Source organism: Mesorhizobium sp. M7D.F.Ca.US.004.03.1.1 (assembly GCF_003998635.1).
Classification (GTDB): Bacteria; Pseudomonadota; Alphaproteobacteria; order Rhizobiales; family Rhizobiaceae; genus Mesorhizobium; species Mesorhizobium loti.
The window spans coordinates 1-10,732 of the sequence record NZ_RZQG01000115.1; the positions used below are offsets into that span (position 1 = coordinate 1).

A 10,732-nucleotide genomic window follows, 5' to 3' on the forward strand; every position below is an offset into this window, starting at 1 on the left:
GCAGATCGGCCTCGAGGATGTCGACGACCTGAAAGCCGACATTCTGCGCGGCCTGACCGCCGCGGCGGCTGCCTGAACGATTAGGCACTCGCCAAACTGATTCAGCAGACCATCGCAAGCACCTCGAAAGACTGGTGAAATACGCGCCCGCGATACGCAACCCCGGATGCCGCCGTGATGGATGCAGCCGTAACATAGCGGAATTCTATTCTCAGAAATCGTGGCTTGGCGGATCAATTTGGCTTTCAAATTCCACGAGGTCGCGCCATTGCGGTGCGATCATCACGGTTTCGATTTCCCCCTGGAATACCGGCAGAGTTTTCGACGTCATGGCTTTCCGCCTTTTTGTTCCTATTCTTGCCGGCGCGACGCTGCGCGAGCGCATCATCGCCTGCATCGGCGCGACGATCGGCATTGCATTGACCGGCGTGATCGGCGGTCTGGTGCTCGGCAACGGCCCGCACGTGCCGCTGCTGGTGGCGCCGATGGGAGCATCGGCGGTGCTGCTGTTCGCGGTGCCGGCCAGTCCGCTGGCGCAGCCATGGTCGATCATCGGTGGCAACACGATGTCGGCACTGGTCGGCGTGATCGTGGCGCATTTCATCCACGAAACCGCCCTTGCCACCGGCATCGCGGTGGCGCTGGCCATCGCCGCCATGTCGTTCACGCGCTGCCTGCACCCGCCGGGCGGGGCGGCCGCCCTGACCGCGGTGCTGGGAGGGCCTGCCGTCATCAGCGCCGGCTTCCTGTTTCCATTCGTGCCGGTGGCGCTGAACTCGATCCTGCTGGTGGCGCTCGGCTATGGCTTCCACAGACTGGCCCGGCGCAATTATCCGCATGTGCCGGTCGCAGCACCGGCGAACAGCCACGGCACCGTCGATCCGCCGGCACAGTCGCGCGTCGGCTTTCGGTCCGAAGACATCGATGCAGCACTTGGCGCACTCGACGAGACGTTCGATATCGATCGCAACGATCTCGACCGACTGCTGCGGCAAGTCGAATTGCAGGCGATGGTGCGCTCGCACAAGACCCTTCTGTGCGAGGACATCATGTCGCGTGATGTGATCTCGGTCGACGCGCACACCTCGGCCGACGCGGCGCGCCAATTGCTGCTTGACCACAACATCCGCACCTTGCCGGTCGTCAACGCCGAGGCAAGGCTGGCAGGCACCGTGGGATTGCGGGAACTGACCCTGGCCTCCGGCACGGTTGGATCCGTGATAACGCCCGCAGCGACAGCCGCCGCCGGTTTCACCGCCATGGGTCTGCTGCCCGTGCTCACCGACGGCCGCAGCCATGCGGTGATCATCGTCGACGACGACAAGCGGATTCTCGGGCTGATTACCCAGACCGATCTCCTGGCGGCCACCGCGCGCCTGCAGGCTGCTGACAGACCCTCACCGGGCGCGGTAGGGTAGCTGCCGCCGGACCCGGCGAAAAATCTTCGGGAACCTTTTGCCGGCAACGGCGTCCAATCTCTCAGTCGGGGTTCCGGTTCGGAGATTGGGTTGAGGAAACTGGCCATGCCTGCTGTCTTGACGGCCGTGCCTTCTGCTGAGTCAGGCGACATGCATCTCGTGCGGCGGGCGCTGGCGCGCGACGGCGATGCCTTCCGCACCATCATCAAGACACACAATCAGCGGCTCTACCGGATCGCGCGCGGCGTCGTGCGCAATGACAGCGAGGCCGAGGACATCGTCCAGGAGGCTTATGTCAGGGCCTTCGCCCATCTCGATGCGTTTCGCGGCGACTCCTCGCTCGCCACATGGCTGTCGCGCATCGTCATCAACGAGGCGCTCGGCCGCCTGCGCAAAAGGCGCAGAACGGTGGCACTGCCGGAAAATCCGCAAGCCGAGATCATCCAGTTCCCTCTCAACCCCAGCGACGATCCGGAGCGGACGATGGCGCAACGGCAGATCCTCCAACTGGTCGAACGGGCCACCGACAGCCTTCCCGATGTCTACCGGACGGTGTTCGTGGCGCGGGTGATCGAGGGGCTGAGCATCGAAGAGACCGCCGATCTTCTCGGCGTGCGGCCACAAACCGTCAAGACAAGGCTGCACCGTGCCCGCGTTTTGGTGCGCAAGGCACTGGACGACCAGATCGGGCCGGTGCTGCTCGATGCCTTCCCCTTCGCCGGCCGACGTTGCGAAAGGCTGACCAGAACCGTCTTGCGGCGGCTCGGGCTGGAAAGCTGGCCCTCACCGGATTCAGTTGATTTTGGCGGGAACGTTTGCCGCTGACCAGCATCCAATGACCGTCAACCGAGAAACACTGTCCGGGGCGATTTCAGCGTCCGGACGAAGGAGATGCCATGTCTATCCGACACACTGCTGCCCTTGCCGCCCTGCTGCTGCTCGGCACTGCCCCGTTCGCACAAGCCGCCGACAAGCCGACCGATCCGCAGATCGCCCACATTGCCTACACGGCCGGGGTCATCGATGTTGAAGCGGCCAAGCTGGCGATCGAGAAATCGAAGACCAAGGAAGTCGTGGATTTCGCCAAAGACATGGTTCGCGATCATGAAGCCGTGAATGTGCAGGCGCTCGACCTGGTGAAGAAACTCAAGGTCACGCCGGAAGACAACGCCACCAGCCAGGCGTTGAGCAAGGCGGCCGCCGAGGAGAGGGCCAAGCTCGCCAAGCTCGACGGTGCTGCCTTCGACAAGGCCTATGTCGACAACGAGGTCGCCTATCACAAGCAGGTCAACGGCGCGCTCGAAACCCTTTTGATCCCGTCGGCGCAGAATGCCGAGCTGAAGAGCCTGCTGGAAACCGGCCTGAAGATTTTCCAGGGCCATGAGCAGCACGCCGAACATGTCGCCGGCATGCTGAAGTAAGGACCGGGAGCATGCAGAAACGCCATCTGTGGATTGCGTTGACGCTGGCCGCCGGTCTCGTTCCGGCGCGAGCTGAGACCATCCAGGTCACCATCGACAGGCTGGTGTTCTCGCCAGCCACCGTCGAGGCGAAGGTCGGCGACACGATCGAGTGGGTGAACAAGGATGTGTTCGCCCACACGGCCACCGTGAAAGGTAGCTGGGAGGTGATGATCCCGCCGAAGAAATCCGCAAGCCTGACATTGAAGACCGCGGGACCGGTCGACTATTTCTGCCGCTTCCACCCCAACATGAAAGGCCGTTTGGTGGTGGCGCCCTGATCCAGCGCCAACGAGGCCCGCCTGGCCTCATCAGGGCGCGCGATATGCGTCCACGACCCGTCATAGCGGGGCTCGCGGCGTGCGATCCAGGCATCCAGCCCTTCGCGCAGATCGCCGGTCGGGGCCATGCGGGCGAACTGCTCGGCCTCGACCAGCAGGCCTTCGGCGATGCTCTGGTTGAGGCCGCGCGTCACCGCCGTGAGGATGCTGGCGACCGCCAGATCGGAGTGCCGCAGGATACGCCTAGCCAGGCCGATTGCGGCCGGCATCAAATCGCCATGCGGCACCACCTGGTTGACGAGGCCGAGTTCAAGGGCCCGCTGCGGCGGAAACCAGTCGCCGGTCAACAGCAGTTCCAGCGCCCGCTTGCGCCCGGCCAGCCTGGGCAAACGCTGCGTTCCGCCAAAAGTCGGCGGCATCGCAAGGTTGATTTCCGGCTTGGCGAACAAAGCGCGTTCGCTGGCAATAGCCAGCGGCACGGCCTCGGTGATTTCGCAGCCGCCACCGAAGGCAATTCCGTTGACGGCGGCGATGACGGGTTTGCGGAAGGCCTCCAGCCTTGCCGTCAGCCGCTGCCCGCGCATGACGAAGTCCCGTATCGCGACATCGACGCCAAGCGCCACACTGGCCGCGAATTCGGGGATGTCGCCGCCCGCCGAAAACGCCCGCTCCCCTGCTCCGGTAAGAATGACCGCCCGAACACCGTCGTCGACTTCAATGTCGTCGAGGATCGCAAGCAGGCGATCGATCAGGGCATAGTTCAGTGCGTTGAGTTTCTCCGGCCGGTTGAGGGTGAGGATGGCGATCCCATCGCTGGTCTCGTTGAGGACAAGATCGGTCATTTGGCTTCCTTTCCAGCATGCGTTGACCGGAAGGGATCAGGTTTTCGATTGCTTGTATATTCACTAGTCGGTATACTTGAGGCTATGCCTGAAGCATCCAGCCCTACCCGCAAACGCATCGTCGATGCCGCGACGAAGCTCTTCTATGCCGAAGGGATTGGCCGCGTCAGCGTCGATGCCATCGCCGAAAAAGCCGGGCTGACCAAGCGGACGCTGTACTATCACTTCAAGAGCAAGGACGATCTGATCGCTGCCTATCTCGATGCTCGCGACCAGCCCAATCTGAAGCAGATGGCCGGCTGGTTCGATGCCGCTGAAGGTGGTGCCGACCGCAAGGTCGAAGCGATTTTCACCAATCTGGCGCGTGTCGCCCGCCATCCCAAATGGAAAGGATGCGGGTTTCTGCGCACGGCCGCGGAGCTTGCCTCGATGCCTGGACACCCGGCAGTCAAGGCCGGATCGCGGCACAAGACAAATTTCGAAAAATGGCTCGCCGCCGAACTGTCGGCCCGCGGCGTCACCGCGCCGCATATGCTGGCGCGCGAGATCGTTCTGCTCATGGACGGCGCCTTCTCGAGCATGCTGATCCACCACAACCCCGACTATATCGGGGCAGCAGGGCACGCCGCGGCGACGCTTGTGCGGGCGCGATCGCAGAACAAGGACTGACTTGCCGTGGCTTGGAACGCAGCCGGCAAGCGTGGTATCGCAATGCCAGGAGGCGGTGATGCGTATCATCTTCCGATGTGATCCAATGTTGGTCGAGCATTTGCCCCGCCCGATCCCGGCGCGCGGCGCTCTGCCGGATTGGCTGCGCGCCATGCCCGCCACCGCCTATTCGGCGATCCACGGCCGCGACATTCGCACGCTCAAGCAGTGCCCACCCGTTGTCGATGCGATGACCTACGGTTTCATGGTCCTGCTGCCGTGCGACGTCGTCGTCGACAAAGGCACCTTTTCCTGGGACTGGCAGATTCCAGACCCGGTTACACAGAACCACCCCAGAGCGCCATTGAGCTTCCACACGCCGGGGCAGCTCGCCGGCAGCCCGTTTGCTACGCCCGGTCAAGCCGCCCTCAAATTCAACAGCTTCTGGACCATCGAGGTCGAGGACGGCTGGTCGCTGTTCGCGATGCATCCGGTCAATCGCGAGGATCTTCCCTTCAGGCTGGTGACGGGCCTGGTGGATTCCGACCGGTTCAGCGATGGCGGCATCAATTTCCCGGCGATCTGGACGGAGCCTGGGTTCTCCGGCGTGCTCGGGAAAGGAACCCCGGTCGCGCAGTGCTTTGCGGTTCCGCGGGCCGCGCCGCAGCTGGAATATGAGGTGTTCGACGAGACGCGGCAGGCCGCCTATGCGCAGACGGTCGCGGATGTCCTGTCAACGCCGGGTGTCTACCGCAAACGGTTTCGCGCCCGGCGGGCGCGCTCCACCAGCGAGTGAGCGACGCAGCGCTTCCTCATCAAGCCACAGCCGACCACTCGGTGCCGATGTAAGTGCCATGGCGATGACGCCGAACGTGGATGGGCGCAGACGGTAGGCCGTTGAATACGCCAGCATTGCTTCATCGAGATCACCAGTTTCCTGCAAGACGACGCCCAGATTGACGGCAGCCTCCGGGGAATCCGGGCTCATCTCCAGTACGCGTCGATAGGCCTGGGCGGCGCCGCCGAACTTGCGCATGTCCTGACGCACCAACCCGAGATCAAACCAGGCAGCCGGATGCCCGCCGCCGGCGACGGCGCGTTCGAGCAAGCCCTCTGCCTCAACAGACGCACCGCGTTGCCAGGCAAGGCGCCCGAGGTGCGCCGCAGCTTCCTCGGATTTCGGATCCCGCTGCAAGACAAGTGTCCAACATTCGCGCGCGGCCAAAGCATTGCCTGCCTGATCGAGGGTACGTGCCCGCTCGATCAGTATTTCCGCCTGTGACGACAGCTTTGCCGCACGATCCAGCGGTTGCAATGCTGCTTCGAACCGGCCGTCGGCCCGGGCAATCCTGCACGCGAGAATCAAGGCGGGCACGTTGTCCGGACGAGCTGCCAGACTCGTCTCGATGCGCATGCGAGCCCCCGACAAGTCCGCCCTGGCGAACAGAACCGCCGCCAGAAGATGGCAAAGTGCCGGATCGTCCGGGTGTTGCTTCAGGCCCAGTTCGCATAGATGCGTCGCCTGGCCGTGATTGCCGGAATTGAAAGCGACCACCGCCCGGCGGATCAGATCTGCGCTTTCGCCTTGATTGGTGTTCACCATTGCTTTGCCGCTCCCTCTAGAACCCGAAGGCCAGCCATGCGGTGCCGGCCGCCAGCGTTATCAGCGTCAGCGGCAAGCCGACCTTGAAGAAAGCGCCGAATGACAGCGGCGTACCGGCGGCCCGTGCCTGTTCGGCGACGATCAGATTGGCGACCGAACCCAGCAGCGTGAAATTGCCGGCCAGCGTCGAACTCATGGCGACGACCAGCCAGGCCCGCTCGGGGTTTTCGAGGCCGGGTATGAAAGGCCGGAGCGCCAGCACGGCCGGGACATTGCTCATGATGTTGGAGAGCACCGCGGTGAAGCCGGACAGCCGCCAGACATCGTCCAGCCCGAGGTTCTTTGCCGAGGCGATCATGTCGGGCGTGAGAAGTGTCTTTTCAGCGCCGGCGACGACCACGAACAGACCGGCGAACATGAACAGCAGCGGACCGTCGATCTCGCGGTAGATGCGTTCCGGCTTGATGGCGCGGGTGAGCAAGAGGATGGCACCGCCGATGAGCGCGGCCTTGGCGACGGGCACGCCGGCGAAGAAGGCGATTGCCAGTCCGATGCAGACCACCACCGCCTTCAGCACCTGCCCCTTATGCATGCGGCCACGCGAGACCTCGGGCGTCAGTTGGACCGTGCGGGCAAATTCGGCCCGGTAGACGACGCGGATGATGACAACGACCGCGACGAGGCCGAACAAGGCGACCGGAGCGAGCGCTGCCGAAAAGGCCGGATAGGAAATGCCCGACAGCGCGCCGATGACCATGTTTTGCGGATTGCCGGTGATGGTGGCGACGCTGCCGCAATTCGACGCGGTGGCGGTGGCGATCAGATAGGGGATCGGGTTGCGCTTGATGACACGGGTGACGTGGACCACGATCGGCGCCATGACAAGGCAGATGGCGTCGTTGACCAGGAAGGCCGACAGCACGCCGGTCAGCAGCGTCACCATCACCAGAAGCATGAAGGGCGCGTGCGCGTGCTCGATGGCGACGGCGCCAAGGCCGCGAAAAGCGCCTGACACTTTCAGATGCGCCACCACGATCATCATGCCGAGCAGAAGCGTGATGGTGTCGAAATTGATCGCCCGGTAGGCATCCTCCATGCTGAGCGCGCCGACGGCGATCATCGCGGCGCCGCCGAGCAGTGCGATCCCTGCCCGGTCGAGGCGCAGGCCCGGGATGCGGCCAATGGCGACACCGGCGTAAGTCAGGACCAGGATCAGCAGTGCCGCCGCGCCCATCAATGTCATCGGTAAAAGAGTCCTGCTCGGTCTGTGGCGCGCCGTTGCCCGTCCGCCCCAATGGTTCGTTTGCATACCAGCTTTAGCGCGATGTCGGGATCGATAACAAACAGCCGGGCTTGTTGCACCGAGAGTGTTCGCTCGTCCAGGGGATGATGTGCCGCTAACGCAGATAGAAATCCAGCCGCTGTCGAAACGCCTGCGAGGAAAACAGCAGCTCAACGGTCCGCCGCGCCTCGCGGCCCACCGTCGCCAGCAGCCCCGGATCGGCTTTGAGATCGGTGAGGATCCGCGCCGCTTGTTGTGTCGTCTCGAACAGAAAACCGTTTTCGCCATGCCTGATATGGTCGGCGTAGCCGCATGCGAATGACAGACCACAGGCAAACCACAGGCCATCGCTTCGAACACCACCCGGCCGAACGTCTCAACGTGCGAGCCGGTGCGATAGTACGTCAAGCGTCTGCGGAAAAGGTGTCTATGGCTCCACTTGCCAATGGAATCTGGCAACGCTACAGGTCAGTTTGAGGACACTATCTACAGCAAAAAATTCTTCGTCGAATGGACAGAGGAAGTTGGAACTGCCAAGATAGCCCTGAAGCAAGTGTTCCAAAGAAGTAACTATAATCGGTACATAGCCTTTGGGGGGAGGCATCATGAAATGCATGGTCATCAACCTCGATCGGTCTCCGGACCGACTTGCCCATGTCACAGCTGAATTCGCGAAGATTGGTGTTTCGTTCGATCGGGTTCCTGCCGTTGATGCGTTGCACCGAAGGGATTTTGCCGAAACTTCACCGGGTTTAACCGCGACGGAAGTGGCCTGCCTTATGAGCCACAAGGTTTGCTGGAAAATCATCGCGGATGGTGATGATGCCTTTGGCGCGATCTTCGAAGATGACGTCCTGCTGTGTGAAGCGGCTGGCCCAATGCTTTCCGATGATGGATGGGTTCCGGCCGATGCCGATGTCGTCAAGCTGGAGACGTACCTAAGGAAGACCGTCATCGCGATGAAGCGCACTTCCGTCAGCCGTGGGTTTTCGCTGGCTAGGCTATATGGATTCCACATCGGATCGGCCGGTTACATCGTTTCGAAGCGAGCGGCGCGCGATCTGATCACCCGAAATCTCGATGCGCCCGCTGATCACGTTATCTTCGATCCGTCGCTTCCGACGTCGTCAAGCAAAACCGTGTACCAACTCTTGCCCGCGCTGTGTGTGCAAAATGATCTTGTACGCGAGAAGGCCTCCGGGTTGACCAGCCTCCTTAGTGAGGAGCGGCTGGTGAAATCTGCTTCGAACTACGCTCCAAAGAGGAGCCCGGCCGGAAAACTCGTGGTCGAAACGAGGCGCATAGCTCGGCAGATTTTCGATATCTGCCGCCTTAGGCGTGAGAAGACTATCGCCTTTATCCAGTCGATACCCGGCTCTGATGTCCATCCCTGCCCACCGAGGACTGTCACGAGGTAGATGAAATCGCCTTCTGGCCCAGCGGCATTTCTCCCACCGTGGGGGGATTCGAGTTAGGTGAGTGCTTGTTGAGCGTGCGAAAGACTCGTTGCACCAAATCCATATGGAAAAGACTGTGGGACTTTTTCGAGGACTGCGTGTGAAACTGGGGCTGCGAAAGCCGATATGGCCTTGGCCCGGAATTTCGATTGGGCGCCATTCGTATGGAATAAATGAGAACTCTATTGATGGATACCGTGCGGAGGACAACCCGCTGACGGTTGGCTCCTTCTGTTCCGTCGCTCAAGGTGTTCTGTTCCTTTGCAGGGCGACCCATCGGATGGATCTGGTGTCGACGCGTCAGATCGCCTTGGCCATCGCCAAGATCGAAGGCATTGACGGCCTCGGCACCAGGGGGCCGATTGTGGTCGGCCATGACGTATGGATAGGGGCGCGAGCAATAATCATGTCCGGTGTGACCATCGGAAACGGTGCCGTTATCGGAGCCGGAAGCGTCGTGACCAAGGATGTACCGCCCTACGCTATCGTCGCCGGAAGCCCCGCCAGAATCATCAGGTATCGTTTCTCTCCCGATGTCGTTGATCGCATTCAAGCCTCCGAGTGGTGGACTTGGAGCGATGAAAGAATTCGCGACCAGATCAAGCTTTTGACAATGAGCGGCGAGGATTTCGCCGCCAGCTTTGACGCCAACATTTCCAAGTGATGACATCGTCGCTCCGCCTGAGCCGAACGTCTGTCGGAAGTACGCTCCCACAATCGACACCGGCGCGGTTCCCGGTATTCGGAAACGATCGAGGGTGAGATGCAGCTATTTCAGATAAAAATCCAGCCGCTGCCGCAGTGCCTGCGGCGAAAACAGCTGCTCTACCGTCTGCCGGGCCTTGAGGCCGACTGCCGCCCTCAGCACCGGATCGACTTTGAGATCGGCCAGGATCCGCTCCGCCTGATGCGTCGTTTCGAACAGGAAACCGTTTTCGCCATGCCTGATATGGTCGGCGTAGCCGCCCTGCGAATGGCAGACGACGGGCAAGCCGCATGCCATCGCCTCGAACACCACCCGGCCGAACGTCTCCACCACATTCGAGCTGGTGCGATAGTAGAACGCGTCGAGCCCCTGCAGGAACTTTTCAGGCACAAATTGGCCCTGCGGCAGGAGTTCCAGTCGCGGATGCGGCGCCAACCTGTCCTTGAGCGGCATCCCGCCCTGAATCCGCACCGCAACGCCATCCGCCAGCAATGCCTCGTAGAGCGGCACATCGTCGGCGTGATGCTTGTCCGGCGCATCGCGACTCAGCCGCCCCACCGTGAACGGACCGTCCGGTCGGGCCAGTCGTTGCGAGAAACGTTCAATGTCGATCGGCGACGGATGCACGACGCCGTCGACCCCCAGCAAGCGCCTTTGAAAATCGGAAATCAGCACCAGTTCGGCAGCGGGCCAGCCCAGCATGCGTGGCATGCGCGTCGTCAGCGCAATGACTTTCGGATGAAAGGTGTTGAAGACGTAGATCAGCCGGCGCGGCCGCGGGATCAGGTAAGGCCACATTTTGTTGCGCCAATGCGCGCCGAGAAAGACGTAGGTACCGCCATCCGGCACATCCCACTTTGGCAGTGAGATGCGGCGTATCGGGAAATGCCGCATCAATTCGCCGGACACCCTGGAGGAGGTTGCCCAAAGACGCACCTCGGAATCGGCACTTAACAGCCGGTGCAGTTCGAGAGTTTCAAGGTCGCTGCCACCGAAGGGATTCTGAAAGCCGTTGAACAAATGGATCATAATTGC

13 protein-coding genes are annotated in these 10,732 nt (G+C 61.9%); 9 read left to right on the forward strand and 4 right to left on the reverse strand.

Features of this window, described 5'->3' with window-relative positions; translation table 11 throughout:
- Positions 1-329 precede the first annotated feature (329 nt).
- The 4 genes from EN935_RS09720 to EN935_RS09735 all read left to right on the forward strand — a co-directional run bounded on the left by EN935_RS09720 (position 330) and on the right by EN935_RS09735 (position 3,159).
- Positions 330-1,418: an HPP family protein gene (locus EN935_RS09720; RefSeq protein WP_109662994.1), complete on the forward strand. Its 1,089-nt coding sequence runs from the start codon at positions 330-332 to the stop codon at positions 1,416-1,418.
- A 105-nt stretch (positions 1,419-1,523) separates the two neighbouring features.
- Positions 1,524-2,243 (forward strand): RNA polymerase sigma factor, encoded by a 720-nt coding sequence (locus tag EN935_RS09725; RefSeq protein WP_127264925.1) that lies wholly within the window; start codon positions 1,524-1,526, stop codon positions 2,241-2,243.
- A gap of 71 nt (positions 2,244-2,314) precedes the next feature.
- A complete protein-coding gene (locus tag EN935_RS09730) occupies positions 2,315-2,839 on the forward strand; it encodes a DUF4142 domain-containing protein (RefSeq protein ID WP_109662990.1) in 525 nt (174 codons plus the stop codon).
- Between the two features lie 11 nt (positions 2,840-2,850).
- Entirely contained in the window at positions 2,851-3,159 is a 309-nt protein-coding gene (locus EN935_RS09735) for a cupredoxin family copper-binding protein (RefSeq protein ID WP_126068643.1), read from the forward strand.
- Here the strand turns inward: EN935_RS09735 and EN935_RS09740 are convergent.
- The gene (locus EN935_RS09740) at positions 3,105-4,001 is read right to left on the reverse strand and encodes a crotonase/enoyl-CoA hydratase family protein (protein WP_127264924.1); all 897 of its coding nucleotides are present in this window, start codon (positions 3,999-4,001) and stop codon (positions 3,105-3,107) included. The genes EN935_RS09735 and EN935_RS09740 overlap by 55 nt on opposite strands.
- Positions 4,002-4,085: 84 nt before the next feature.
- Here EN935_RS09740 and EN935_RS09745 point away from each other — a divergent pair, with 84 nt between their 5' ends.
- Together EN935_RS09745 and EN935_RS09750 are read left to right on the forward strand one after the other, a co-directional pair.
- Complete coding sequence (locus EN935_RS09745) at positions 4,086-4,670, forward strand: TetR/AcrR family transcriptional regulator (protein WP_109662983.1); 585 nt, start codon at positions 4,086-4,088, stop codon at positions 4,668-4,670.
- Between the two features lie 58 nt (positions 4,671-4,728).
- The gene (locus EN935_RS09750) at positions 4,729-5,445 is read left to right on the forward strand and encodes a hypothetical protein (RefSeq protein WP_126068641.1); all 717 of its coding nucleotides are present in this window, start codon (positions 4,729-4,731) and stop codon (positions 5,443-5,445) included.
- On the opposite strand, the gene EN935_RS09755 is transcribed toward EN935_RS09750, so the two are convergent.
- Positions 5,383-6,252: a tetratricopeptide repeat protein gene (locus EN935_RS09755; RefSeq protein ID WP_127264923.1), complete on the reverse strand. Its 870-nt coding sequence runs from the start codon at positions 6,250-6,252 to the stop codon at positions 5,383-5,385. The genes EN935_RS09750 and EN935_RS09755 overlap by 63 nt on opposite strands.
- Before the next feature lie 16 nt (positions 6,253-6,268).
- Positions 6,269-7,495, reverse strand: coding sequence for an anion transporter (locus EN935_RS09760; protein ID WP_127264922.1), 1,227 nt, complete (start codon positions 7,493-7,495; stop codon positions 6,269-6,271).
- Between the two features lie 148 nt (positions 7,496-7,643).
- On the opposite strand from EN935_RS09760, the gene EN935_RS41940 reads away from it, so the two are divergent.
- From EN935_RS41940 to EN935_RS42745, 3 genes are all read left to right on the forward strand, one after another.
- Positions 7,644-7,856: a hypothetical protein gene (locus EN935_RS41940; protein WP_245468944.1), complete on the forward strand. Its 213-nt coding sequence runs from the start codon at positions 7,644-7,646 to the stop codon at positions 7,854-7,856.
- Between the two features lie 292 nt (positions 7,857-8,148).
- The gene (locus EN935_RS09770) at positions 8,149-8,952 is read left to right on the forward strand and encodes a glycosyltransferase family 25 protein (protein ID WP_245488904.1); all 804 of its coding nucleotides are present in this window, start codon (positions 8,149-8,151) and stop codon (positions 8,950-8,952) included.
- A 319-nt stretch (positions 8,953-9,271) separates the two neighbouring features.
- Positions 9,272-9,655: a CatB-related O-acetyltransferase gene (locus EN935_RS42745; protein ID WP_281040324.1), complete on the forward strand. Its 384-nt coding sequence runs from the start codon at positions 9,272-9,274 to the stop codon at positions 9,653-9,655.
- 105 nt (positions 9,656-9,760) lie between these two features.
- On the opposite strand, the gene EN935_RS09780 is transcribed toward EN935_RS42745, so the two are convergent.
- Positions 9,761-10,732 (reverse strand): glycosyltransferase (locus EN935_RS09780; protein WP_245488906.1); only part of this gene is annotated, 972 nt, incomplete at its 5' end.